Genomic DNA, 23,519 nt, shown 5'->3' with positions numbered 1-23,519 from the left:
GCCCTCACCCTAGCGGCGGGCCCGGTGGGCCGCCCGGTTCCACGGCCAACCGGCGGGCCGCGTACTCGACCTGGTCGCCGGTCGTCCGGCACCCGTCGAGGTACCCGCCGGCCGCGCCCAGCTCGAGCAGGAAGCGCAGCTCCGCGTCCCCGCCGCCGGCCAGCGGGAAGGCCCGCCGCAGCTCGACCGTCGCGCGGCCGGCCAGCGCGACCCGGGCGTCGCGGCCCTCGCCGTGCCGGGCGGTGAGCGCGGCCCGGTCGTCGTCGCGCAGCGCGGCCGCCAGTTCATCGAGGAACAGGGTGACCGAGGTCAGCGCGGCCAGCACCTCCGCCCGGTTGGCGAGCAGCATGTTCGCCGTCCGCTCCGGCGGCGTGCCGGCGACCCGGGTGCCGTCGCGGAAGCTTCCGGCGGCGAGGCCGAGGACGGCGTCGCGCAGCGGGGAGCGCTCGGCCGCCCCGGCGAGGGCGCCGGCGAGCAGGTGCGGCACGTGCGAGGCGAGCGCCACGACCGCGTCGTGCCGGTCGGCCGCCATCGGCACCACCCGGGCGGCGAACACCTCCATCACCAGCACGGTGAGCCGGCGGAAGGCGGCCAGGCCGGGGCCGGGCGCGGGGCAGAGCACCCAGGCGGCGTCGTCGAAGAGCCCCGGCACCGCAGCAGTCAGGCCGGCCCGGTCGGTGCCCGCCATCGGGTGGCCGGGGACGAAGCGGTGGGTCAGCCCCTGCGCGGCGGCGAACGCGGCCAGCTCCGCCTTGGTGCTCCCGACGTCGGTGAGCAGGCAGTCCTCGCCGGTCGCCGCGGCCACCTCGACCAGGGTCCGCGGCAGGGTGGGCAGCGGCCCGCAGAGGAAGACCACGTCCCGGTCGGCCACCGCGTCGATCAGCCGCTCCGGTGCCGGTATGCCGACCCGCCGGGCCTGCCGCCGGGTCGCCTCGTCCGGGTCCCAGCCGGCCACGTCCAGCCCGGCGGCGTGCAGCCGGAGCAGCACCGAACCGCCGATCAGCCCGGTGCCGACCACCGCCGCCCGGACCACCCCGCCGGCCCCGCCCATCGGCGCGTCAGGCCTGTGCGAGCCGCGCGGCGACCGCCGCGACGTGCGCGTCGGACTCGGTCAGCGCGGCCCGGACGTGCTGCGCCCCGCCGGGGCCGTAGAAGACGCCGGCGGCGACCAGGATGCCCCGGCGGGCCAGCCAGTCCACCGTCGCCCAGCAGTCCTCGCCCCGGGTCATCCAGAGGTAGAGCCCGGCCTCGGAGTGCTCCACGGTGAAGCCCGCCCCGGTGAACGCGGCGAGCAGCGTCTCCCGCCGGGCCCGGTAGCGTTCGCGCTGCTCGTCGGCGTGCGCCTGGTCGGAGAGCGCGGCCACCATGGCGGCCTGCACCGGCGCGGGCACGATCATGCCGGCGTGCTTGCGGATCTTGAGCAGCTCGGCCACCAGCGCCGGGTCGCCGGCGACGAACCCGGCCCGGTAGCCGGCCAGGTTGGAGCGCTTGGAGAGCGAGTGCACCGCCAGCACCGACTCGTACGACCCGCCGCAGACCTCGGGCGAGAGCACCGAGACCGGCTCGGCGTCGGCCGTCCAGCCCAGCGGCAGGTAGCACTCGTCGCTGGCCACCACGGCGCCCCGCTCGCGGGCCCAGTCGACCACCTTGCGCAGGTGGGCGGGGGGCAGCACCCGACCGGTCGGGTTGCCGGGCGAGTTGACCCAGACCAGGCGTACCCGGGACGTCGGGCCGACCGCGGTCAGCGAGTCGGCGCGGACGGTGGTGGCGCCGGCGAGCCGGGCCCCGTCCTCGTACGTCGGGTAGGCGATCGACGGCACCACGACCACGTCACCGGGGCCGATCCCGAGCAGGGTGGGCAGCCAGGCGACCAGTTCCTTGGAGCCGATCGTGGGCAGGACGCCGAGCCCGTCGACCCCGGCCCCGCAGGCCCGGGCCACCCAACTGGCGATGGCGTCGCGCAGCGCCGGGGTGCCCGCGGTCAGCGGGTACCCCGGGGCGTCGGACGCGTCCGCCAGCGCCTGCCGGATCACCGGGGGGACCGGGTCGACCGGCGTGCCCATCGAGAGGTTGATCAGACCGTCCGGGTGCGCCGCGGCGATGGTGGCCGCGGCGTCCAGCGTGTCCCAGGTGAACTCGGGCAGCCGCGACGAGACCGGCGCGGGCCGGTTCAGTGGCCCTCTTCGCGCGGCGGCTGGGCGGCGACGAACGTTGCGTCCTTCTCCACCTTGCCGATCTTCGACGCGCCACCCGGCGAGCCGAGATCCTCGAAGAACTCGTAGTTGGCCCCGGTGTAGTCCTTCCACTGCTCCGGGACGTCGTCCTCGTAGAAGATCGCTTCGACCGGGCAGACCGGCTCACAGGCACCACAGTCGACGCACTCGTCGGGGTGGATGTAGAGCATCCGATTGCCCTCGTAAATGCAGTCGACCGGGCACTCCTCGATGCATGCCTTGTCGAGCACATCCACGCACGGCTCGGCGATGATGTAGGTCACCGGTCTCTCCTCCGCAAGACTCGCCGCGATCACCCGCGACGGTAAGAGCCTAGTATCTCGCCGGGGAGGAGGTCGATCGTGCTCCGACAGCAGGACGTGGGCCACCGGATCGTGGTGCGCCGCATTGTGGGGATTCGCGAGGGCCGCCCCCTCTTCTCGGACGCTCTCGGCGAGCTGGTGGAGCTGACCGAGACACATCTCACTCTCGCCACCACGCAGGGCCGGCTGCGGGTGCCGGTGACCGAGGTGCACCGGGCCAAGCGGGTGCCGCCCACTCGCCGGCCGACCGCCTCCGCCGTGATCGAGCTGGAGCTGGCCTCCGACGAGGCCTGGCCCGCCGCCGTCCGGGACCGGCTGGGCGACTGGCTGCTGCGGTCCACCGCCGGCTGGTCCGGCCGGGCCAACTCCGCGCTGCCGGTGGGCGACCCGGACCGGCCGCTGCCGGCCGCGCTGGACGCGGTGGAACGCTGGTACGCCGACCAGGGGCAACCAGCCATGGTGAACACCCCGCTCCCGCTGGCCGCGCCGGTCGGCGCGGAGCTGGACGCCCGAGGCTGGGGCAGCCGGCCACCGGTGCTGGTGCAGACCGTCGCCCTCGCCGCGATGCCGCCGGCCGCGCCGACCCCGGCCGGCTCGCCGCCGGTCGAGCTGGCCGCCGCGCCGTCGGACGACTGGCTCGCGATCGCCGCCGGTCGCAAGGGCGGCCTCCCGGACGCCGCGCGGCACGTGCTCACCGCCGTGGCCCGGGTCCGCTTCGCCCACGTGTACGCCGACGGCAGGCTGGTCGCGATCGGCCGGGGCACCGTCACCGGGCGGGGACGCTGGCTCGGACTCAGCCTGATCGAGGTGGTGCCCGAGGCCCGGCGGCGCGGGCTGGCCGGCCGGGTGGTCCGGGCCCTGGTCGACTGGGGCGTGGCGGAGGGGGCGACGCACGCCTTCCTCCAGGTGGAGCAGCGCAACACCGCCGCGGTCACGCTCTACCGGGGACTCGGCTTCACCACCCACCACACCTACCTGACCCGGGTCGCCCCGGGCTGAGCAGAGGGAAGGTTCCCGCAGGTCGTTCGGGGTACCGGAAGAACTGGAGGCGGCACGACGTACGTCGCGACGCCTCCTTCGACCCCGGACCAGGAAGGACCTGCTCGATGGCCACGCGCAGCGGATCGGGACGCGCCAGCGGCTCGACGGCGACGAAGAACGCCCCCGGCAACCAGACCCCGAACACCCCCGACGTCAACGAGAGCGAGATCGCCCGCCTCAAGGTCGACCAGCTTCGCGACCGACTCCGCCGACGCGGCATCACCGGCACCGCCGACATGCGCAAGGACGAACTGGTCAACGCCCTGATCAAGGCGCTCCGCGAAGGCCGGAGGACGACCAGCTCGGGCACGGGCCGTACGTCGCGCACGAACTCCGGTTCCCGTGGCGGCTCGGGCTCGCGCAGCACGTCCGGCTCGGCGTCAGGCGGCGGATCGGCTTCTGGTGGGGGTTCCGGATCGCGGGGCGGCGGTTCGGCGTCGGGCGGCAGGTCGGCTTCTGGTGCCGGGGCGCGGGGCGGAACCGGTGAGCAGCCGGGCAATCAGACCCCGAACACCCCCGAGGTCAACGAGAGCGAGATCGCCCGCCTCAAGGTCGACCAGCTCCGCGACCGACTCCGCCGACGCGGCATCACCGGCACCGCCGACATGCGCAAGGACGAACTCGTCGACGCCCTGATCAAGGCGCTCCGCGAGGGCCGGAAGACCACCGACTCCGGCACCGGCCGCTCGGGCTCCGGCCGCTCGACCGGCTCGGGCTCCGGCCGCTCAGCCGGCTCAGGCTCTGGCCGCTCGGCCGGCTCGGGCTCCGGGCCCTCGGCCGGCTCGGATTCCGGGCGCTCCGGCTCCGGGCGTTCGGCGACCGGCGGCACGTCGGCCGCCCCCGACCGCTCCGGCCCGCGTCGGCCTCGCTCCGAGTCGCCGGAGGTGGAGTCGCCCGAGGTGGAGTTGGCGGAGGTGGAGCGGCGAGCGGCGGAACTGGCGGACGTGACGCCGGTGGCGACGGAGGTCGAGGAGGTCGAGCGGCGGGCGGCGGAGCTGGAGGAAGCGGTGTCCGAGGCGACGACGCGGCCGTCGGCCGCGCCCCGCCGGGAGCTGGACTCCACCGCGACCCGGCCGGCGCTGCCGGCGTCCCCGTCGGACAAGGGCTCGGGCATCCGCGTCCCGCAACCCCGGTCTGGCGCCGACGACGCGGGCAGGGACACGGCGGACAGGCAGCCGGTACGGACGCGCGACGAGGACGCCGAATCGGGACCGACCGCCGACCGGGTGCTCACCTCGATGGTGCCGGCCAAGATGGAGCCGGTCGACGAGGTGGTCACCCCGGAGGGCACCGTGCTCACCGCCGAGGACGGCACCGCGGTGGCCACCCCGCCGCTGCCCGGAACGGACGGTAGGGACCGGGCCTCCTCCCCCGTTAGCTAGGCGAGCAGCAGCACCGGGTCGGGGGCCGTCACCGACGGGCCCCGACCCGGCCGGGGCCTGTCCGGCTTGAGGCGCGCCTCGCACACGAACGGATGCTCGGCCAGCGCGACCTCCCGCAACCGGGGCCGGCCGGAAGGCGTACACCCGCACGAGCGATATGCCTGAGAGTCCTAAATACGCCTCTCAGGCATATCGCTCACACCGGCGTTGCCACCCCAGGCCACGACACGCCGGACCGACGAGTGGCCCCGGCCGATGGGGGCCGGAGAACTCGACGCCTCAGCGACGGACGACGCGGCGCGGCTTGGCCGACTTGATCTCGGCGTACCGCTTGAGCTGCTGCGAGCGGTGGTCGAGGCCGAGCGCGGTGAGCACCAGGTAGCCGACCGCCACACCCGCCCCGGCGGCCAGCAGGTAGAGCCAGATCTGGGCGAAGAACAGCCCGGCGCCCCCGCCGAACGGATTGTCGCCGACCAGCAGCGGCCCGACCAGCACGGTCAGCAGCAGCGCCACCAGCACCGCCGCGCCGACGTCGGCGCCCCAGGCGCCCACCGGACGGGTACGCCCCTGCACGAAGACGACCCCGGCGAGGATCAGCCCGATCACCACGAACATGCCCAGCGAGACCCGGTCGGCGGCGCTGTCGTTCCCGTCGAAGCCGAGCTTGATGATCACCCGAGCCACCACGTTGATCGCGAACAGTGCCCCCGCGAGCACGCCGACCGCGCGCCACCGATTCCCCATCGCACGCCTCCCGCCGTACCGCCCGCCCCACCGGCGAGCCTTCTGGCAGGAATGTCTACCACCACAGGCTGTGCGGCGTCATCACCCGTCGTGACGTCGTTGCGGCGGGCCGAGGATCTGCCGGAACGCCATCACCGCGAAGGTCATCGCTCCGGCGGTGATCATGCCCAGACCCACCCAGTTGTCGCCGGCGACGAGCAGGTCGCCCTCGGTGGTGCGGACCGCCGCCACGGCCATCAGCACGAACCACGGCAACGCCGGCAGCGCCACCGCCCACCTGCGGCCGACCGTGGCGTACGCGAACCAGCTCACCGCGATCGCCGCGCCGATGGTGACCAGCACCGACACCCCGATCAGGTGACCGCCCACCCGGACGGTGGACAGCAGCAGCCCGAGCAGCGCCACCAGCACCCCGCCGACCACCGAGACCAGCCCGCCGGCGATCCGCAGGGCGACGTCGAGCAGCCGCGCGGACCGGCCCGGCGGCGGCGGCGTGACCTGCTCCTCGACCACCGTCATCGGCGCGGCCGGCAGGGTCACCGGAGCCCGGCCACCGCGACCGGGGAGCGATCGGTGCCGTCCGCACCCAGCCCGGCGAAGAGGTCGTCCTCCCAGCCGTACGGGCCCTTGCCGGGGCCCTTCTCGCCCACCGCGAGGGTGAAGTACTCCACGCCCATGAACTCGGCGCCGAAGTTGCCGGCGATCGAGTACAGCCACGAGGTGGCCGGGATCTGGGTGGCGTGGGCGCGCATCGCCGCCTCCTTGGCGGCATGCTGGTCGGTGGCGTCGATCCGCGCGGCGATCTGCGGATCGGGGGTGCCGAAGGGCAGCTCGTCGGCGCTGTCGATGCCGTCGAAGGGGTTGTCGGACGCCTCGGTGAAGGCGGTCAGGCCGGCCTCCAGCACGCTGCGCGGCATGGCCGTCCAGTAGACCTTGGCCGGGGCGCAACCCTCGGCGGCGGCCAGCTCGTGCGCCCGCATCGCCACCCGGTGGGCCTGGATGTGGTCGGGGTGCCCGTAGAAGCCGTTCGGGTCGTACGTGATCATGACCTGCGGGCGGACCTCGCGCATGATCTCCACCAGGTGCCCGGCGGCCTCGTCGAGATCGGCCTGCCAGAAGGCCCGGGGGTGCTCATTGGTGGCGAGCCCCATCATGCCGGAGTCGCGGTAGCGGCCGGCGCCGCCGAGGAAGCGGTGGTCGGTGACGCCGAGCGCGGCACAGGCGGCCGCCAGCTCGCCGATCCGGTAGCCGCCGAGCTGGTCGGCCTCGGCGGCGGCGAGCTGCGCCAGCTCGGGCACGTGGATCTCGCCCTCCTCGCCGAGAGTGCAGGTCACCAGCGTGACGTGGGCGCCGCTGGCGGCGTACCAGGCCATCGTCGACCCGGTGCCGATGGACTCGTCGTCGGGGTGCGCGTGAACCAGCAGAAGGCGTCGATCGGGCAGCGTCGTCACGTCCGTCACTCTAACCGGCGGTCTCCGTCCGCCGAGCCTGACGCGTCCGCCCAGGTCGGCCACATCACGTCGCGAGCCGCCCTACGATCTGGAGCTGTGGACTTTCCCGAGCTGGCCGCCCGCACCCGTCGGTTCAGCCACGGGGCGCCGCGCGCCGTTTCCGTGGCCGACGACGGCTCCCGGGTGGTCTTCCTCCGCTCGGGCGGTCCCGAGGACCCGGCCGAGCAACTCTGGGCGCTGGAGGTCGCCAGCGGCGAGGAGCGGCTGATCGCCGACCCGGCCGCGCTCCTCGGCGCCGACACCGCACCGGGCGCGCTCGCCCCCGGCGAGCGGGCGCTGCGCGAACGGCTGCGGCTCAGCAGCGCCGGCATCGGCTCGTACGCCCTCGACGCCGCCGGCCGGGTGGCGGTCTTCGCGCTGGCCGGGCGGCTGTTCCGGGCCGACCTGGTGCACGGCGACGTGGTCGAGGTGGAGACCGTCGGTCCGGTGATCGACCCGCGCCCGGACCCGACCGGCGAGCGGCTGGCGTACGTCACCGACGCCGCCGAGGGGGTCCGCCGGGGCCAGCTGCGGGTGGTCGAGTCCGACGGCACCGACACCCTGCTGGCCGGCGAGGACTCCGGCGTGACCTGGGGGCTGGCCGAGCACGTCGCGGCCGAGGAGTTCGACCGGTTCCGCGGCTACTGGTGGGCGCCGGACGGCCGCTCGGTGCTGGCCGCCCGGGTGGACGAGTCCCGGCTGCCGCGCTGGCACCTGCACGACCCGGCCGACCCGACGAGCCCGCCGACCACGGTCGCGTACCCCCGGGCGGGCGGGCCGAACGCCGAGGTCAGCCTGCACCTGCTCGACCTCGACGACGGCTGGGTCGACGTGCACTGGGACCGCGAGACCTACCCCTACCTGGCCTCGGTGGGCTGGGCCGACGGCGGGCCGCTGATCACGGTGCTGCGCCGCTCGCAGCAGCACGGCCTGGTGCTGGCCGTGGACCCGCGCACCGGGGAGACGCAGGTGCACGCCGAGCTGGCCGACCCGCGCTGGGTGGAGCCGATCCCGGGCACCCCGGCGCACCTGCCGGACGGCCGGGTCCTGGTCGGCGGGGAGCTGGCCCACGACGGGTACGACGCCCGCTGCCTCTTTGCCGACGGCACCCTGCTCACCCCGCCCTCGCTCTACGTACGCCGGGTGGTGGGGCGGCTGCCCACCGGCGGCGGCCCGGCCGACCTGCTGGTCGAGGCGAGCGAGGGCGAGCCGAGCCAGCGCCACCTGTACCGGGTCCGCACGGTGATCGGCGGCGGCGTGGACGCCCGCCGGATGAGCGGCACCCCCGGCTGGCACACCGCCGCGGTCGGCGGGGACGTGCTGGTGGTGGGCACCGCCTCGCTGGACGACGCGGGGACGAGCTGGTCGGTCTGGCGCGGCGACCGGGAGGTGGCCCAGTTGCGCTCGCTGGCCGCCACCCCGCCGTACGCCCCGCGCCCGATGCTGGTCCGGGTGACCGACCGACGGCTGCCGTCCGGCGTGCTCTACCCGACCGACCACGTCAAGGGCACCCGGCTGCCGGTGCTGCTGGACGTGTACGGCGGTCCGGGGCACCAGGAGGTGGTGGCCGCCCGGGCGGCCTGGCTGGAACGGCAGTGGTGGGCCGACTCCGGCTTCGCGGTGGTGACCGTCGACAACCGGGGCACGCCGGGGGTGGCGCCCTCGTTCGAGAAGGCGGTGCACCGCCGGCTGGCCGACGTGATCCTGGCCGACCAGGTGGACGCGCTGACCGCGCTGGCCGGCAAGCACCCGGACCTGGACCTGGACCGGGTGGCGATCCGGGGCTGGTCGTTCGGCGGCTGGCTGGCCGGGCTGGCCGTGCTGCGGCACCCGGAGCTGTTCCGCTGCGGCATCGCCGGCGCCCCGGTCACCGACTGGCACCTGTACGACACCGCCTACACCGAGCGCTACCTGGGCCTGCCGGACGACGGGATCGACGTGTACGGCCACCACTCGCTGGTGGAGCTGGCCGCCGAGCCGCTGCTCGAGTCGGAGCAGGCCCGACCGCTGCTGCTGGTGCACGGCCTGGTCGACGACAACGTGGTGGCCGCGCACACACTGCGGCTGTCGGCGGCGCTGCTGGCCACCGGGCGCCCGCACGCGGTGCTGCCGCTGACCGGGGCCAGCCACATGGCCGCCGACGGGTTGTCCGAGCGGCTGCTCCGGCTGGAGCTGGACTTCCTGCGTACGCACCTCTGAGACGCGGAAGGCCCCGGCCGACACCGTTGTCGACCGGGGCCCGTCCCTACCGCGAGTTACTGCTTGACGTGCGCGTTGACGAAGGACGGGTAGCCGAAGACGCTGGAGATGAAGACCCCGCCGGCCTTGGAGCCGTGCACGACGTAGGCCACGTCGACGTAGAGCGGCACCACCGGGGCGTGCTCCTTCATGATCCGCTCATCGAGCTTGCCCCACTCCGGGCCCTGGTCGGCCGGGGACATGGCCAGGATCCGGTCGAACTCGGCGTTGATGGCCGGGTCGTTGAAGTAGGACTGGTTGCTGTTGCCCTCGGCCTTGATCGACCGGCCGTCGTAGAGCACCGGCAGGATGGACGCGCCGCTCGGCCAGTCCGCCGCCCAGTTGCCGATGTACAGGTCCCAGGGGTTGTTCTTCTTCTTGATCTCGTCGAGCTTGGCGTCGTCCGGGATGTTCCGGATCGTGATCTTGAAGCCGGCCTTCTCCAGGTTGCTCTTGATCTGGGTGGCCATCTCCTGCTCCGACGAGTCGTCGGAGGCGCCGAGGACGAGCTGCGGGGTCTGGCCGCCGAGCAGTTCCTTGGCCTTGTCGATGTCGCCGCTGGCGCCCGCCGGGTACGCGTCGTACGCCTGGTAGCCGATCGTCGCCGGCGGCATCAGCGTGGTCAGCGGGGCCGCCACGGTGGAGCCGCCGATGGTCTTGATCAGGCCGTCGCGGTCGATGGCGTAGTTGAGCGCCTGCCGGACCTTGAGGTCGGTGACCCGCTGGGTGTTGATGACCAGCTGGTTGGCGCTCGGCGTCGGGGAGAGGATGGTCCGCGACTTCAGGTTGGCGTCACCGGCGACCTTGGCCACCAGCGAGGCGGGCACGAAGTTCCACGCGAGCCCGCTCTGGTCCGCGCCGTTGTCGGCGATCACCCGGTTGTTCGCGGCGTCGGCGGTCGGGCCGAACGTCCAGACGAACTGGTCCGGGTACTGGTGCCGCACCGGGTCGGTCTTCGGGTCCCAGTTCGGGTTGCGGTCCAGGGTCAGCTGCACGCCGACCTGGTGCTTGGCGACCTTGTACGGCCCCGACGAGAACGGCTTCTGGTCGAGGTTGACGCCGGTGTCCATCTCCGGCTTCAGCGGCGCGGTGGTCGGCAGTGAGACGGCGAACGGCAGGTCGCAGCGGGGCTTGGCGAACTCGAAGCGCAGCGTCTTCGCATCCGGCGTGGTCAGCCCCGGGGGTAGCCCGGTCTTGTTCTTCTTGAAGTCCCACTTGGTGTCGAACTGCGGGCTGTCGGCCAGCCACTCCTGGATGTAGGTCGGGCCGCCGGGCAGGTCCGGGTCGAAGGAGCGGGCGATGCCGTACGCGATCTCCTTGGCGGTGATCGCGCTGCCGTCCTCGAACTTCACCCCGTCCTTGATCTTGAATTCCCAGACCTTGCAGTCGTTGTTGACGTTGGTGCCGGGCGTCTCGGCCAGGTCACCGACGAGCACCAGGCCGCCCTTGCCGTCGTCCTTCCAGGTGGTCAGGTAGCGGGCGAAGAGCGGGTTGGCCATCAGGCCGGCGAACGAGTACGTCCGCTGCGGGTCCAGATGGGAGATGGGGGTCTCCCGGATGATGCTGAAGGTCCCGCCCTTCTGGGCCCCCTCGACCTCGGCCGCCGGCCCCTGGGAGTCCTTCGGGTCGGTCGCGATCACCCCGGTCTGCTTGCGGTTGTTGTCCACCACCGGGCCGTCGTCCGTGTTCTTCGTGCACGCGCCCAACGCCACAACCAGTGCGATAGCGCCGGATGCGGCTGCCGCCACCCGTGGTCGCATGTCGTACCTCCTCCACCGTGTGCTCTGCGGGCGCCGGGCGGGGACCCGCCGACGTCCCGAGGATCGTAAAGAAGAAAACCTTCGAGTTGTGTAACAGTTGTCGCTAAATTTCAACGACGCGTACATCGGGTGTCCGCTCCCGACCCGCGACGGCGTCAGCCCAGCCGCACCCGCGGGTCGATCGCGGCGTAGAGCAGGTCCACCACCAGGTTGGCGACCACCACGAAGAAGGCCGCGATCAGCACGGTGGCCATGATGGTGGGCAGGTCACCGCCCTTGACCGCGTCCACGGCGGTACGCCCCAGCCCGGTCAGGCCGAAGGTCAGCTCGGTGATCACCGTGCCGCCCAGCGCCCCGCCGACGTCCAGCCCGGCGATGGTGACCACCGGGGTGATCGCCGCGCGCAGCGCGTGCCGCCCGTACACCTGGGGTTTGGCCAGGCCCTTGGCCCGCGCGGTCCGGACGAAGTCCTCCGACAGCGTCTCCAGCATCTGCGCCCGGGACAGCCGGGCGTAGATGGCGGAGAAGAGGAAGGCCAGCGCGACCCAGGCGAGCACCAACCCGCTCGCCCACTTCAGCGGGTTGTCGAGGATCGACGTGTAGCCGGGGACCGGGAGCAGCCGCGTCGTGTAGACGAAGACCAGCAGCAGCACCGCGCCGACGAAGTAGAGCTGCAACGAGGCGCCGGTCAGCGAGAAGCCGATCGCGACCCGGTCCACCCAGGTGCCCCGACGCAGCGCGGAGATCATGCCGAGACCCACCCCGAGCAGCAACCAGAGGATCGCCGCCGGGATCACGATGCTCAGCGTCACCGGCAGCACCCGGGCGATGGTGTCGGAGACCGCCTCGTTGGCCACGTACGACCAGCCCAGGCAGGGGGCGTCACACCGACCACCCTGGGCGCTGCCCAGATCCCGGCCGGTGAAGATGCCCTTCATGTAGCCGGCGTACTGGGTGACGAGCGGATCGCGCAGCCCCAGCTCCTGGCGTACCCGCTCCAGCCGCTCCGGGTTGCAGTTCTTCGGGCACATGCCGTTGACCGGGTCGCGGGGCAGCGCGAAGAACATCAGGAAGGTCAGCACGCTCACCACGAAGAGGGTGAGGGCGGCGGAGAAGATCCGCTTGATCAGGAAACGGGCCATGTCGGCACCCCTACCGCGACGACTTCGGGTCAAGCGCGTCGCGCAGCGCGTCCCCGAAGAGGTTGAAGGCCAGCACCAGCGCGAAGATGGTGACGCCGGGGAAGAAGACGTACGCCGGGTCGGTCTGGAGGTAGTCCAGGCTCCGGTAGATCATCCGGCCGAAGCTCGGCGTCTCGTCGGTCAGGCCGACCCCGATGAAGGCCAGCGCCGCCTCGCTGGTGATGAACTGCGGCACCGCCAGCGAGAAGGCCACCAGGATCGGCGCCCAGATGTTCGGCAGCAGCTGCCGGAAGAGCATGTGCCCCAGGCCGGCGCCGCTGGCCCGGGCCGCCTCCACGAACTCCCGCTCGCGCAGCGCGATCACCTGCCCGCGGACCAGCCGGGCGGTGCTGGTCCAACCGAAGACCACGAAGATCGCGATCAGCATCGCCACGCCGAACGCCTCGGGCACCGCATCGCGCTCGCCGTAGAAGCGCAGCACCAGCGTCGGCATCAGGGCCAGCGCGATGATCAGGAACGGCATGGCCAGCACCAGGTCGGTGATCCAGGTGATCACCGCGTCGATCCAGCCGCCCAGGTAGCCGGCGACGACACCGAGCGTCATGCCGAGCGCGGTGCTGAGCACCGCCGCCGAGAAGGCGATCAGCAGGGAGGTCCGCAGGCCGTACACCATCCGGATGAAGATGTCCCGGCCGGTGCCGGGCTCCAGCCCGAACCAGTGCTCGCCGGAGATGCCGCCCAGGTAGCCCAGCGGCATGCCGCAGCACTGGTCCAGCTTGTCCTTGAAGTCCTCGCCGGGACCGACGCCGTACACCATCGAGAGCAGCGGGGCGACCAGCGCCACCACCACGAAGAAGACCAGCAGGGCGGCACTGACCCGGGCGGTCCGGTCCCGGCGCAGCCGGGCCAGCGCGAGCTGGCCGGGTGACCGGCCGACGATGCCTCTGCTCCGCGGCGCGTCGCCCTCGCCGCCGGACTCGATCTCGGCCAGCGCCAGACCCTCGACCGGGGACAGACTCACTTCGCCACCTCCTCGCCGCTCGCGCCCACCGACCCGGCCGGGGGCGTTGACCCGGCCGGAGCCGTCGACTCCGTCGGTTGCACCGGGACGACCGGGCCGGCGGCGGCCACCGGGCCGGCCTCCGGGCTCGTGCCAGCCGATTCCCCTTCGGGGAAGTGGCAGGCGGTGGCCTGCCGGCCGCCGTCCCGGGGCACCAGGGCCGGCTCCTCGGTGGCGCAGACGTCCTGCGCCTTCCAGCAGCGGGTCCGGAACCGGCAGCCCGAGGGCGGGTCCAGCGGCGTCGGGACGTCGCCGGCCAGCCGGATCCGTCCGGCCGGGCCGAGCGCCGTCACGTCCGGGATCGCCGACAGCAGGGCCCGGGTGTACGGATGCTGCGGCCGTTCGTAGATGTCGGCCCGGTCGCCGATCTCGACGATCCGGCCGAGGTACATGACGGCGACCCGCTGGCAGAAGTGCCGCACCACGGCCAGGTCGTGGGCGATGAACACGAACGCCAGATCGAGGTCGCGTTGCAGGTCCCGGAGCAGGTTGATCACCTGCGCCTGGATCGAGACGTCCAGCGCGGAGACCGGCTCGTCGGCGACGATCAGCTTCGGCCGCAGCGCCAGCGCCCGGGCGATGCCGATGCGCTGCCGCTGCCCGCCGGAGAACTCGTGCGGGTAGCGGTTGTAGTGCTCCGGGTTCAGCCCGACCAGCTCCAGCAGTTCCTGCACCCGCTTGCGCACCCCGCCGGGCGGGTCGATGCCGTTGACCTGCAACGGCATCGCCACGATCCGGCCCACGGTGTGCCGGGGGTTCAGCGAGGCGTACGGGTCCTGGAAGATGATCTGAAGGTCCTGCCGCAGCGGCCGCAGCTCCCGACGCCGGGCGTGGGTGATGTCCCGACCGGCGAACTCGATGGTCCCGGCGCTGGGCTCCAGCAGCCGCACCAGCATCCGGCCGGTGGTGGTCTTGCCGCAGCCGGACTCCCCGACCAGGCCCAGGGTCTCCCCCGGCCGCACGTCGAAGTCCAACCCGTCGACCGCCCGCACCAGCCCCCGGCTACGCAGTCCGGTGCGCACCGGGAAGTGCTTGGTCAGCCCGCGTACCCGCAGCAGCGGTTCGTCGGCTGCCACCCTGCTCTCGACCTCCGCGCTCACCGGAACCTGCCTTCGTTCGCGACTGCGGGACTCCGCTGCGCTGCGTTCCTCGCGCTCACCGAGCCACCCCCACCTGTGCGACATCCTCCTGGTAGAGCCGGGTGCGCTCCTGCGCCGACAGGTGACAGGCGACCAGGTGGCCGGCCTCGCCCGCCGGGCCCAGCTCGGGCACCTCGGTGCGCGAGCGGTCACCGTTGCGGCCGGCGTACCGGCAGCGCGGGTGGAACGCGCAGCCCGACGGCAGGTTGATCAGCGAGGGCGGCGTGCCGGGGATCGGCACCAGGTCCGCGTCCGCGTCGCCGTGCAGCGAGGGCACGCTCGACAGCAACCCCCAGGTGTACGGGTGCTGCGGGCGCCGCAGCACCTGCTCGACCGTGCCCCGCTCGACCGCCCGGCCCCCGTACATGACCAGCACGTCGTCGGCGACCTGGGAGACCACGCCCAGGTCGTGGGTGATCAGGATGATCGCCGAGTGGAACTCGGCCTGCAGGTCGGTGAGCAGGTCCAGGATCTGCGCCTGCACGGTCACGTCGAGGGCGGTGGTCGGCTCGTCGGCGATCAGCAGGTCGGGGTCGTTGATCAGCGCCATCGCGATCATCGCCCGCTGTCGCATGCCGCCGGAGAACTCGTGCGGGTACTGGTCGAAGCGACGCGCCGGCTGCGGGATGCCGACCCGGCCGAGCATGTCGACCGCCCGGGTACGCGCCTCCCGCCGACCCGCCCCCGGGTGGTGCACCCGGTACGCCTCGGCGATCTGCCGGCCCACCGTGTAGTAGGGGTGCAGCGCGGACAGCGGGTCCTGGAAGATCATCGCCATGTCCCGGCCGCGCAGCCGGCGCACCTCCTCGTCTCCGAGGCCGACCAGTTGACGGCCGCCGAGGGTGATCTCCCCGGTGATGGTGGTCCGCTTGGCGTCGTGCAGACCCAGGATGGCCAGCGAGGTGACGCTCTTGCCGGAGCCGGACTCGCCGACGATGCCGAGGGTGCGCCCGCGCGCCACGTCGAAGGAGACCCCGTCCACGGCCCGGACCACGCCGTCGGTGGTGGCGAAACTGACCCGCAGGTCGTCGACGCGCAGGTGGGGCGCCTCGGCGGCGCGCTGCTCCGGCACGCCGGGGCGGTCGTCCGAGCGCCCGGACGGCACCGGTTCCGGACTGTCCACGACCGCCTCCCTCAGGTTGTAGAGAACCTACAACAAAGCTTCGAGGGTGAAAATAAGCTACAAGCGGCGGGCTGTCAGCGGCCCACAGCGTAACGAGTCGACAACGGGCGTGAACAGCCCTCACCAGGACATCCACCCCGGCAACTGGATGTCGTGCCACCACCGTCGCACCTCGGGTGCGACCATGGTGGCGGCACCCACGGGAGGATTCGCGCCGGCACGAGGTGGAGGTGACCATGACCGCGGCGGTGTTCGACCACGAGGGACCGTGGACCGAAGAGGAGTACCTCGCCCTCGGCGAGACGCAGCAACGCGTCGAACTCTTCGACGGGAGCCTCCACGTGACCCCAGCCCCCACTCCACGCCACCAGCGCATTTCGCGCAAGTTGGGCAACATCCTCGAAGCCGCGGCGGAGACCGCCGGGCTGGAACTCCTGGAGGCGGTGAACGTCCGGCTCCGACCGGGCCGGATCCCCATTCCCGATCTCGTCATCACCGGGCCGGTCGACCTGGACGAACTCATGATCGAGGCGGCCGACGTCCGGCTCATCTGCGAGATCATCTCGCCGAGCAACGCGGCCACCGACAAGGTGCTCAAGATGCACTACTACGCCGCCTCCGGCATTGAGTGGTACCTGCTGATCGAGCAGGAGACGGGTGGCATGCGCCTCTTCCGCCGCCGGGGCCGCAACTACGTCGAACAGTCCTCGGTCAAGCGCGGCGAGACCTTGACGCTGACCGAGCCCGTGCACGCCACGATCCGGCCGGAGGATCTGGTCCCCTGACGGATGTCGGTCGGCTCGCCTAGGGTCGGGCGCATGACCGAGTTCGACGCGGCCTCCGCCGCTGTCCAGGCCGCCCTCGACGCGGGCGCCCGGTACGCGGACGCCCGGGTGATGCACCGCCGCTACGAGTCGATGTCGGCCCGCAACGGCGCCATCGAGGAGCTGACCCAGGACGAGAGCATCGGCCTGGGGGTGCGAGCGCTGGTCGGGTCGAGCTGGGGCTTCCATGCCGTACCCGAGCTCTCCGACGCCGCGGCCCGCGATGCCGGCCGGCGCGCCGCGGCGATCGCCGCCGCGAGCGCGCGGGTGCCCGGCCCGCCGATCGACCTGGTGTCGACCGGAGCGGCCGTGGCGAGCTGGGCCTCGTCGTGCCGGGTCGACCCGCTCGGCGTCGCCCTCTCCGACAAGGGCGACCTGCTGGTCGGGGCCACCGCGACGATGCGGGAGCACGGCGCCGACCTGGCCGAGGGGCTCTACCAGATCTGGGACACCGCCAAGTGGTTCGTCTCCAGCGAGGGGCACCGGATCGACCAGCGCATCCGCGAGTGCGGCGGCGGCATCTCGGCCACCTCCATCGGTGACGGCGAGACCCAGCGCCGCTCCTACCCCAGCTACCGCGGCCAGTACGGCACCACCGGCTGGGAGCTGGTCGAGTCGCTGGACCTCACCGCGCACGCCGCGCGCATCGCCGAGGAGTCCCGGGCGCTGCTCACCGCGCCCGAGTGCCCGGCCGGCGAGACCGACCTCATCCTCGGCGGCGAACAGCTCGCGTTGCAGATCCACGAGTCGGTCGGCCACGCCATCGAGCTGGACCGCATCCTCGGCTGGGAGGCCGCCTTCGCGGGCACGTCCTGGTTGGATCTGGCCCAGCTCGGCTCGCTGCGCTACGGCTCCGAGCTGATGAACGTCACCATCGACCCGACCATCCCGGGCGCGCTGGGCAGCTTCGGCTTCGACGACGAGGGCTCCCCGGCGGTCCGCCGGGACGCGGTCCGCGAGGGGCGCTGGGTGGGCGTGCTCGCCGGTCGGGACTCGGCCGCCGTCGCCGGTCTCGACTACGGCGGCAGCGTACGGGCCGACGGCTGGGCCCGGCTGCCGATGGTGCGGATGACCAACGTGGGACTGGAGCCCGGCCCGCACACGCTCGACGAGATCATCGCCGCCACCGACGACGGGGTGCTGATGGACGTCAACCGCTCCTGGTCGATCGACGACAAGCGGCTCAACTTCCAGTTCGGCTGCGAGATCGGCTGGGAGGTGAAGAACGGCCGGCGCGGGCGGATGCTGCGCAACCCCACCTACACCGGCATCGGCCCGCTCTTCTGGCGCTCGATGGACATGCTCTCGTCCGAGACCGTCGCCTGGGGCACGCCCAACTGCGGGAAGGGCCAGCCCGGCCAGGTCGGCCACACCGGCCACCCGGCCGCCCCGGCCCGCTTCCGTTCCGTCCGAGTAGGGGTGCGCGCATGACCGAGCTGGACGTCGCCGGTCAGGTGGTGGAGCTGGTCCGCCGGCTGGCCGGCCCCGACGCGCAGGCCGAGGTGGCGGTGACCCGCCACGACCTGGCGCTGACCCGGTTCGCCAACTCCTTCATCCACCAGAACGTGGCCGAGTCCGGGGTCTCGGTGCGGCTGCGGCTGCACGTCGACGGCCGGACCGCCGCCGGCGGGGGCAGCCTGGTCGACGCCGACGGCCTGTACGCGCTGGTCGAGCGGACGGTGGCGGCGGCACGGCTCTGTCCGCCGGACCCGGCCTGGCCGGGGTTGACCCCGCCCACGGCGGTGCGCTCCAGCGGCCTGCTCGACGAGGACACCGCCTACGCCGAGCCGGACGCGCGGGCGGACCGGGTCCGCGCCTTCGTCGACGCGGTGGGCGGCCTGGAGGCGGCGGGCTACTGCCGGACGTCGTACCGGTCCGGGGCGTTCGCCAACTCCGCCGGCCACACCGCGCAGGGCCGCACCACCGAGGCGGCGATGGACGGCATCGCCCGGGCCGGCGGCGCGGACGGGGTGGCCCGGCTCTGCGCCGACCGCCTGGCCGACCTCGACGGGACGGCGCTGGGCGCCCGGGCCGCCGGCAAGGCGCGCGCCGCCGCCGACCCGGTGGAGCTGTCCCCGGGCCGGTACGAGGTGGTGCTTGAGCCGGCCGCGGTGGGCGACCTGTTGCAGAACTTCTCCTGGTACGGCTTCAACGGCAAGCGGTACGCCGAGCGGCAGTCCTTCGCCGAGCCGGGCACCGCCCAGTTCGACCCGTCGGTGACCCTGGTCGACGACCCGCTGCACGCCTCCGCCCTCCCGTTCGACCTGGAGGGCACCGCCCGGCGGGCGCTGTCGCTGGTTGAGGCCGGGGTGACCCGTGCGGTGGCGCACGACCGGCGCAGCGGTGCCGAGGTGGGCACCGGGTCCACCGGCCACGGCATGGTCGGCGCGTCCACCTTCGGCCCGATCCCCCGCAACCTCCGCCTGCTCGCCGCAACCGGCCGGGGCGGGCGGCCCGACGACGGTGCCGACGGCACCCCCGGGGCGGTGGCGGACGGGGACACTGCCGCGCTGGTCGCCGGGATGGAGCGCGGGCTGCTGGTCAGCGACTTCTGGTACACCCGGGTGCTCGATCCGAAGAGCCTGGTGATCACGGGGCTGACCCGCAACGGCGTGTGGCTGGTCGAGGACGGCGTGCCGACCCGGGCGGTCCGCGACTTCCGGTTCACCGAGTCGTACCCGCGGGCGCTGGCGCCGGGCGCGGTGCTCGGCCTCGGGCAACGGCCGGTGCGCCAGCCGGACCGGCTGGACGGGGTCTGGTGGGAGGCGCCGGCGCTGCGCCTGGCGGCGTGGAACTTCACCGGCGGCGCCTCCGGCTGACCGTCCGGCGTCGACCGGGGACGATCTTTTCCGGCCACCGCATATTGATCATGCTCCGGGTCTTTCCAACGTGCGGGACACACGGGACACTGCGTTGCGCGGCCGGGCCGTGGAGATCGGCGTAACGTGTGTCACTTAGCTGCGCCGTCATGCCGGTGCGGTCGTTGGTGTGCGCAAAGACGTGGCAGTGGACCCAGTCCCACCGGTCCGCTGACCGAACGGAACGTGATCCGCCGCCCGCGAGGGCCCCGTCAGGGAGACGACTCGAATGACATCAACGGCAACGAGGCCGCTGGGGGCGCGGGCGCGCGCCGCCATCGCGGCGAAGACGTTGCGGACCGACCGCTGGTGGCTCGCCCCACTGCTCACCTTCGCCGGGCTCACCGCCTGGGTCGCGTACGCGACGGTCCGGGTCTTCATGCACAAGTGGTACTGGGTCGACGCGTACCACTACCTGACCCCGTTCTACTCCCCCTGCGTCACCGAGCGGTGCACCGAGGGCTCCTCGCACTTCGGCAGCTTCCTGCCCGGCTGGTGGGTCGTCCCGGACGCCGCGCTGACCCTGCCGTTCCTGCTGTTGTTCCGGTTGACCTGCTACTACTACCGCAAGGCGTACTACCGCTCGTTCTGGCTGTCGCCGCCGGCGTGCGCGGTGCCGGACGGGCACAAGGCGTACGGCGGCGAGACCCGGTTCCCGCTGCTCGGGCAGAACCTGCACCGCTACTTCTTCTACGCCGCCGCGATCATCTCGCTGATCAACACCTGGGACGCGATCCTGGCCTTCCACTCGCCGAAGGGCTTCGGCTTCGGGCTGGGCAACATCGTCCTGCTGGTCAACGTGGTGATGCTCTGGGCGTACACCATCTCCTGCCACTCCTGCCGGCACATCATCGGCGGCCGGCTGAAGCACTTCTCCAAGCACCCGGTGCGCTACCAGGCCTGGACCGGGGTGTCCTGGCTGAACGTCCGGCACATGCAGCTCGCCTGGATCACCCTCGGCACCCTGGCGCTCACCGACTTCTACGTCATGGCGGTCGCGGCCGAGTGGTTCAACGACCTGCGGTTCATCAACTGAAGGCCCGGGACATGACTGAGACGCGAATCGAACGACACCACTACGACGTCGTCGTGATCGGCGCCGGCGGCGCCGGCCTGCGCGCGGCGATCGAGGCCCGTCTGGCGGGCAAGAAGACGGCCATCATCTCCAAGTCGCTCTTCGGCAAGGCGCACACCGTGATGGCCGAGGGCGGCGCGGCGGCCGCCATGGGGAACGTGAACAACCGGGACAACTGGCAGGTCCACTTCCGCGACACCATGCGCGGCGGCAAGTTCCTCAACAACTTCCGGATGGCCGAGCTGCACGCGAAGGAGTCGCCGCAGCGGATCTGGGAGCTGGAGACGTACGGGGCGCTCTTCGACCGCACCAAGGACGGGAAGATCTCCCAGCGCAACTTCGGCGGCCACGAGTACCCGCGGCTGGCGCACGTCGGCGACCGCACCGGCCTGGAGCTGATCCGTACCCTCCAGCAGAAGATCGTCTCCCTCCAGCAGGAGGACAAGCGCGACCACGGCGACTACGAGGCCCGGATCAAGGTCTTCTCCGAGACCACGATCACCGAGCTGCTGCTCGACGGTGACCGGGTCGCCGGCGCGTTCGGCTACTACCGGGAGTCCGGCGAATTCATCCTCTTCGAGGCGCCGGCGGTGGTGCTGGCCACCGGTGGCGTCGGCCGGTCCTACAAGGTCACCTCGAACTCCTGGGAGTACACCGGGGACGGTCACGCGCTGGCGCTGCGCGCCGGGGCGACGCTGATCAACATGGAGTTCCTCCAGTTCCACCCCACCGGCATGGTCTGGCCGCCCTCGGTGAAGGGCATCCTGGTCACCGAGTCGGTGCGCGGCGACGGCGGCGTGCTGAAGAACTCCGAGGGCAAGCGGTTCATGTTCGACTACGTCCCCGACGTCTTCCGCAAGCAGTACGCGGAGACCGAGGAGGAGGCGGACCGCTGGTACACCGATCCGGACAACAACCGGCGCCCGCCGGAGCTGCTCCCCCGCGACGAGGTCGCCCGCGCGATCAACAGCGAGGTCAAGGCCGGCCGGGGTACGCCCGCGGGCGGCGTCTACCTGGACATCGCCTCGCGCCGCTCGGCCGAGGAGATCCGTCGCCGGCTGCCGTCGATGTACCACCAGTTCAAGGAGCTGGCCGACGTCGACATCACCGCCGAGCCGATGGAGGTCGGCCCGACCTGCCACTACGTGATGGGTGGCGTGGAGGTGGACCCGGACTCGGGCGCCGCGTACGGGACCGTGCGCGGGCTCTTCGCCGCGGGCGAGGTCTCCGGGGGCATGCACGGCTCCAACCGACTCGGCGGCAACTCCCTGTCCGACCTGCTGGTCTTCGGCAAGCGGGCCGGCGGGCACGCGGCGTCGTACACCGACCAGCTCGGCGGGCGGCCGAAGGTGTCGATCGGCGCGGTGGAGACGGCGGTGGAGACGGCGCTGGCGCCCCTGCAGCGGGACACCGGCGAGAGCCCGTACACCCTCCAGCAGGACCTCCAGGCGGTGATGGGAGACCTGGTAGGGATCATCCGGCGCGAGGGTGAGCTGGTCGACGCGCTGCGCCGGCTGGCGGAGCTGCGCGAGCGGGTGGCCAAGGTCAGCGCCAGCGGCGGCCGGCGCTACAACCCGGGCTGGCACCTGGCCCTGGACCTGCGCAACATGCTGGTGGTGTCGGAGTGCACCGCGAAGGCGGCGCTGGAGCGGCAGGAGTCCCGCGGCGGGCACACCCGGGAGGACTTCCCGGCGATGGAGCCGAAGTGGCGGCGGGTCAACCTGGTCTGCTCCCTGGACGGCGACACCGTACGCCTGGACCACAAGCGGCTGCCGACGATGCGGCCGGAGCTGATCGGCCTCTTCGACCGTGCCGAGCTGGCCAAGTACCTGACCGACGAGGAGCTCGCGGAGTTCGACACCCTCGCTGAGGAGGCGGGCAAGTAATGGGCAACAAGCGACAGTTCCGGATCTGGCGGGGCGACGAGACCGGCGGCGACCTGCAGGACTACACGGTCGAGGTGAACGAGGGCGAGGTGGTCCTCGACGTCATCCACCGACTCCAGGCCACCGACGCGCCCGACCTCGCCTGCCGGTGGAACTGCAAGGCGGGCAAGTGCGGCTCCTGCTCGATGGAGATCAACGGCAAGCCGCGGCTGAGCTGCATGACCCGGATGTCGACCTTCGAGGAGGACGAGACGGTCACGGTCACCCCGCTGCGCACCTTCCCGGTCATCCGGGACCTGGTCACCGACGTCTCGTTCAACTACGAGAAGGCCCGGGAGATGCCGGCCTTCGCGCCGCCGGCCGACGTGGCGCCCGGGGACTACCGGATGCAGCAGGTCGACGTGGAGCGCTCGCAGGAGTTCCGCAAGTGCATTGAGTGCTTCCTGTGCCAGACCGTCTGCCACGTGATCCGCGACCACGAGGAGAACAAGCAGGCCTTCGCCGGTCCCCGGTTCTTCATCCGGGCGGCGGAGCTGGACATGCACCCGCTGGACGCGAAGACGGACCGCAAGGATTTCGCGCAGGCCGAGCAGGGGCTCGGGTTCTGCAACATCACCAAGTGCTGCACCGAGGTCTGCCCCGAGCACATCAAGATCACCGACAACGGGATCATCCCCATGAAGGAGCGGGTCGTCGACCGCAGGTACGATCCCCTCGTGTGGCTTGGTAGCAAGATCTTCCGTCGGGGTGACACGCCCCAGAGCACCGCGGGCAGCGCGGGGAAGGAGTCCGCGGTGCACAGCGGCGCTCGTCAGGCTGGAGTCCACTCGCACGCGGGGGGTTCGCACGATCCGCTCGCCGAGGTGCAGGCCCAGCAGGGTGTGAACTGGCACCGCGAGGTCCCGCACCCGACCGCCCCGGCGGTCGACGCCACCGGCCGGCTGCCGCTGACGGAGCTGACCTTCGACCGGGCGGCGGCCCCGTCCCCGTTCGGCGACGACGTCACCTTCCCGCTGCCGCCGGAGCACCTCAACTTCGCTCATCCGAGCCAGGACGAGAAGCACTGATCAGGGCAAGCATCGACGGGGGCCGCGGCGACAGCCGCCGGCCCCCGTCCCCTTTTCGCCCCCCTGCCCCTTTCCCCCACGTCGCCCAGCTCGTCGATCATGAAGCTGTTGTCCGCCCGGTCGGCGTGTCGGGGCGACAACTTCATGACCGCCG

20 protein-coding genes are annotated in these 23,519 nt (G+C 72.5%); 9 read left to right on the top strand and 11 right to left on the bottom strand.

All coding sequences use genetic code 11. The annotated features are described in order from the left end of the window. Nucleotides 1–4: 4 nt before the first annotated feature. The 3 genes from GA0074696_RS07530 to fdxA are packed head-to-tail and all read right to left on the bottom strand — an operon-like array spanning nucleotide 5 to nucleotide 2,497. Nucleotides 5–1,051: a prephenate dehydrogenase gene (locus GA0074696_RS07530; RefSeq protein ID WP_088960420.1), complete on the bottom strand. Its 1,047-nt coding sequence runs from the start codon at nucleotides 1,049–1,051 to the stop codon at nucleotides 5–7. 7 nt (nucleotides 1,052–1,058) lie between these two features. After that, nucleotides 1,059–2,174 (bottom strand): succinyldiaminopimelate transaminase, encoded by a 1,116-nt coding sequence (dapC, locus tag GA0074696_RS07525; protein ID WP_157746162.1) that lies wholly within the window; start codon nucleotides 2,172–2,174, stop codon nucleotides 1,059–1,061. Then, entirely contained in the window at nucleotides 2,171–2,497 is a 327-nt protein-coding gene (gene fdxA / locus GA0074696_RS07520) for a ferredoxin (RefSeq protein ID WP_157745852.1), read from the bottom strand. The genes dapC and fdxA overlap by 4 nt, the downstream gene beginning before the upstream one ends. A 78-nt stretch (nucleotides 2,498–2,575) precedes the next feature. Here fdxA and GA0074696_RS07515 point away from each other — a divergent pair, with 78 nt between their 5' ends. Both GA0074696_RS07515 and GA0074696_RS07510 read left to right on the top strand, forming a co-directional pair. Then, nucleotides 2,576–3,535 carry a GNAT family N-acetyltransferase gene (locus GA0074696_RS07515; protein ID WP_088960418.1) on the top strand — a complete coding sequence of 320 codons (960 nt, stop codon included), beginning with the start codon at nucleotides 2,576–2,578 and terminating at the stop codon, nucleotides 3,533–3,535. Nucleotides 3,536–3,642: 107 nt separating this feature from the next. After that, nucleotides 3,643–4,959 (top strand): hypothetical protein, encoded by a 1,317-nt coding sequence (locus GA0074696_RS07510; protein ID WP_088960417.1) that lies wholly within the window; start codon nucleotides 3,643–3,645, stop codon nucleotides 4,957–4,959. A gap of 279 nt (nucleotides 4,960–5,238) precedes the next feature. Here the strand turns inward: GA0074696_RS07510 and GA0074696_RS07505 are convergent, their stop codons facing one another. From GA0074696_RS07505 to mshB, 3 genes are all read right to left on the bottom strand, one after another. Next, the gene (locus GA0074696_RS07505) at nucleotides 5,239–5,703 is read right to left on the bottom strand and encodes a hypothetical protein (protein ID WP_088960416.1); all 465 of its coding nucleotides are present in this window, start codon (nucleotides 5,701–5,703) and stop codon (nucleotides 5,239–5,241) included. Between the two features lie 81 nt (nucleotides 5,704–5,784). Beyond that, nucleotides 5,785–6,222, bottom strand: a complete 438-nt coding sequence (locus GA0074696_RS07500) for a hypothetical protein (protein ID WP_088964416.1) — start codon at nucleotides 6,220–6,222, stop codon at nucleotides 5,785–5,787. Between the two features lie 17 nt (nucleotides 6,223–6,239). Then, complete coding sequence (gene mshB / locus GA0074696_RS07495; protein ID WP_172894207.1) at nucleotides 6,240–7,163, bottom strand: N-acetyl-1-D-myo-inositol-2-amino-2-deoxy-alpha-D-glucopyranoside deacetylase; 924 nt, start codon at nucleotides 7,161–7,163, stop codon at nucleotides 6,240–6,242. Between the two features lie 87 nt (nucleotides 7,164–7,250). Here mshB and GA0074696_RS07490 point away from each other — a divergent pair, with 87 nt between their 5' ends. Beyond that, a complete protein-coding gene (locus GA0074696_RS07490) occupies nucleotides 7,251–9,392 on the top strand; it encodes a prolyl oligopeptidase family serine peptidase (RefSeq protein ID WP_088960414.1) in 2,142 nt (713 codons plus the stop codon). A gap of 56 nt (nucleotides 9,393–9,448) precedes the next feature. Here GA0074696_RS07490 and GA0074696_RS07485 read toward each other — a convergent pair whose 3' ends face one another. The 5 genes from GA0074696_RS07485 to GA0074696_RS07465 all read right to left on the bottom strand — a co-directional run bounded on the left by GA0074696_RS07485 (nucleotide 9,449) and on the right by GA0074696_RS07465 (nucleotide 15,604). After that, nucleotides 9,449–11,143, bottom strand: a complete 1,695-nt coding sequence (locus GA0074696_RS07485) for an ABC transporter substrate-binding protein (protein ID WP_231925414.1) — start codon at nucleotides 11,141–11,143, stop codon at nucleotides 9,449–9,451. A gap of 203 nt (nucleotides 11,144–11,346) precedes the next feature. Next, the gene (locus tag GA0074696_RS07480) at nucleotides 11,347–12,333 is read right to left on the bottom strand and encodes an ABC transporter permease (RefSeq protein ID WP_088960412.1); all 987 of its coding nucleotides are present in this window, start codon (nucleotides 12,331–12,333) and stop codon (nucleotides 11,347–11,349) included. Nucleotides 12,334–12,343: 10 nt separating this feature from the next. Continuing rightward, on the bottom strand, nucleotides 12,344–13,354 hold the full coding sequence (locus GA0074696_RS07475) for an ABC transporter permease (protein ID WP_088960411.1): 1,011 nt from the start codon (nucleotides 13,352–13,354) through the stop codon (nucleotides 12,344–12,346). After that, nucleotides 13,351–14,493, bottom strand: a complete 1,143-nt coding sequence (locus GA0074696_RS07470) for an ABC transporter ATP-binding protein (RefSeq protein WP_231925294.1) — start codon at nucleotides 14,491–14,493, stop codon at nucleotides 13,351–13,353. The genes GA0074696_RS07475 and GA0074696_RS07470 overlap by 4 nt, the downstream gene beginning before the upstream one ends. A gap of 55 nt (nucleotides 14,494–14,548) precedes the next feature. Next, nucleotides 14,549–15,604 (bottom strand): ABC transporter ATP-binding protein, encoded by a 1,056-nt coding sequence (locus tag GA0074696_RS07465; protein ID WP_231925413.1) that lies wholly within the window; start codon nucleotides 15,602–15,604, stop codon nucleotides 14,549–14,551. A gap of 287 nt (nucleotides 15,605–15,891) precedes the next feature. Between GA0074696_RS07465 and GA0074696_RS07460 the strand changes: the two genes are divergently transcribed. From GA0074696_RS07460 to GA0074696_RS07435, 6 genes are all read left to right on the top strand, one after another. Then, the gene (locus GA0074696_RS07460; protein ID WP_088964414.1) at nucleotides 15,892–16,440 is read left to right on the top strand and encodes a Uma2 family endonuclease; all 549 of its coding nucleotides are present in this window, start codon (nucleotides 15,892–15,894) and stop codon (nucleotides 16,438–16,440) included. 33 nt (nucleotides 16,441–16,473) lie between these two features. Beyond that, the gene (locus tag GA0074696_RS07455) at nucleotides 16,474–17,910 is read left to right on the top strand and encodes a TldD/PmbA family protein (protein ID WP_088960409.1); all 1,437 of its coding nucleotides are present in this window, start codon (nucleotides 16,474–16,476) and stop codon (nucleotides 17,908–17,910) included. Beyond that, complete coding sequence (locus GA0074696_RS07450; RefSeq protein ID WP_088960408.1) at nucleotides 17,907–19,298, top strand: TldD/PmbA family protein; 1,392 nt, start codon at nucleotides 17,907–17,909, stop codon at nucleotides 19,296–19,298. The genes GA0074696_RS07455 and GA0074696_RS07450 overlap by 4 nt, the downstream gene beginning before the upstream one ends. A gap of 268 nt (nucleotides 19,299–19,566) precedes the next feature. Further along, nucleotides 19,567–20,373 carry a hypothetical protein gene (locus GA0074696_RS07445; RefSeq protein ID WP_088960407.1) on the top strand — a complete coding sequence of 269 codons (807 nt, stop codon included), beginning with the start codon at nucleotides 19,567–19,569 and terminating at the stop codon, nucleotides 20,371–20,373. 11 nt (nucleotides 20,374–20,384) lie between these two features. Then, nucleotides 20,385–22,298: a fumarate reductase/succinate dehydrogenase flavoprotein subunit gene (locus GA0074696_RS07440; protein WP_088960406.1), complete on the top strand. Its 1,914-nt coding sequence runs from the start codon at nucleotides 20,385–20,387 to the stop codon at nucleotides 22,296–22,298. Next, nucleotides 22,298–23,365 carry a succinate dehydrogenase/fumarate reductase iron-sulfur subunit gene (locus GA0074696_RS07435; RefSeq protein ID WP_088960405.1) on the top strand — a complete coding sequence of 356 codons (1,068 nt, stop codon included), beginning with the start codon at nucleotides 22,298–22,300 and terminating at the stop codon, nucleotides 23,363–23,365. Before GA0074696_RS07440 ends, GA0074696_RS07435 begins: the two co-directional genes overlap by 1 nt. Nucleotides 23,366–23,519 lie beyond the last annotated feature (154 nt).

This window comes from Micromonospora purpureochromogenes (assembly GCF_900091515.1).
Lineage (GTDB): Bacteria > Actinomycetota > Actinomycetes > Mycobacteriales > Micromonosporaceae > Micromonospora > Micromonospora purpureochromogenes.
Note: the sequence above shows the minus strand (reverse complement) of the source record. Positions and strands in the feature narration are given on the sequence as shown.

Coding starts and splice junctions, on each gene's coding strand:
- GA0074696_RS07530 (WP_088960420.1), bottom strand. CDS start 1,051: ATGGGCGGGGCCGGCGGGGTGGTCCGGGCGGCGGTGGTCGGCACCGGG.
- GA0074696_RS07510 (WP_088960417.1), top strand. CDS start 3,643: ATGGCCACGCGCAGCGGATCGGGACGCGCCAGCGGCTCGACGGCGACG.
- GA0074696_RS07505 (WP_088960416.1), bottom strand. CDS start 5,703: ATGGGGAATCGGTGGCGCGCGGTCGGCGTGCTCGCGGGGGCACTGTTC.
- GA0074696_RS07500 (WP_088964416.1), bottom strand. CDS start 6,222: ATGACGGTGGTCGAGGAGCAGGTCACGCCGCCGCCGCCGGGCCGGTCC.
- GA0074696_RS07480 (WP_088960412.1), bottom strand. CDS start 12,333: ATGGCCCGTTTCCTGATCAAGCGGATCTTCTCCGCCGCCCTCACCCTC.
- GA0074696_RS07460 (WP_088964414.1), top strand. CDS start 15,892: ATGACCGCGGCGGTGTTCGACCACGAGGGACCGTGGACCGAAGAGGAG.
- GA0074696_RS07455 (WP_088960409.1), top strand. CDS start 16,474: ATGACCGAGTTCGACGCGGCCTCCGCCGCTGTCCAGGCCGCCCTCGAC.
- GA0074696_RS07450 (WP_088960408.1), top strand. CDS start 17,907: ATGACCGAGCTGGACGTCGCCGGTCAGGTGGTGGAGCTGGTCCGCCGG.
- GA0074696_RS07445 (WP_088960407.1), top strand. CDS start 19,567: ATGACATCAACGGCAACGAGGCCGCTGGGGGCGCGGGCGCGCGCCGCC.
- GA0074696_RS07440 (WP_088960406.1), top strand. CDS start 20,385: ATGACTGAGACGCGAATCGAACGACACCACTACGACGTCGTCGTGATC.
- GA0074696_RS07435 (WP_088960405.1), top strand. CDS start 22,298: ATGGGCAACAAGCGACAGTTCCGGATCTGGCGGGGCGACGAGACCGGC.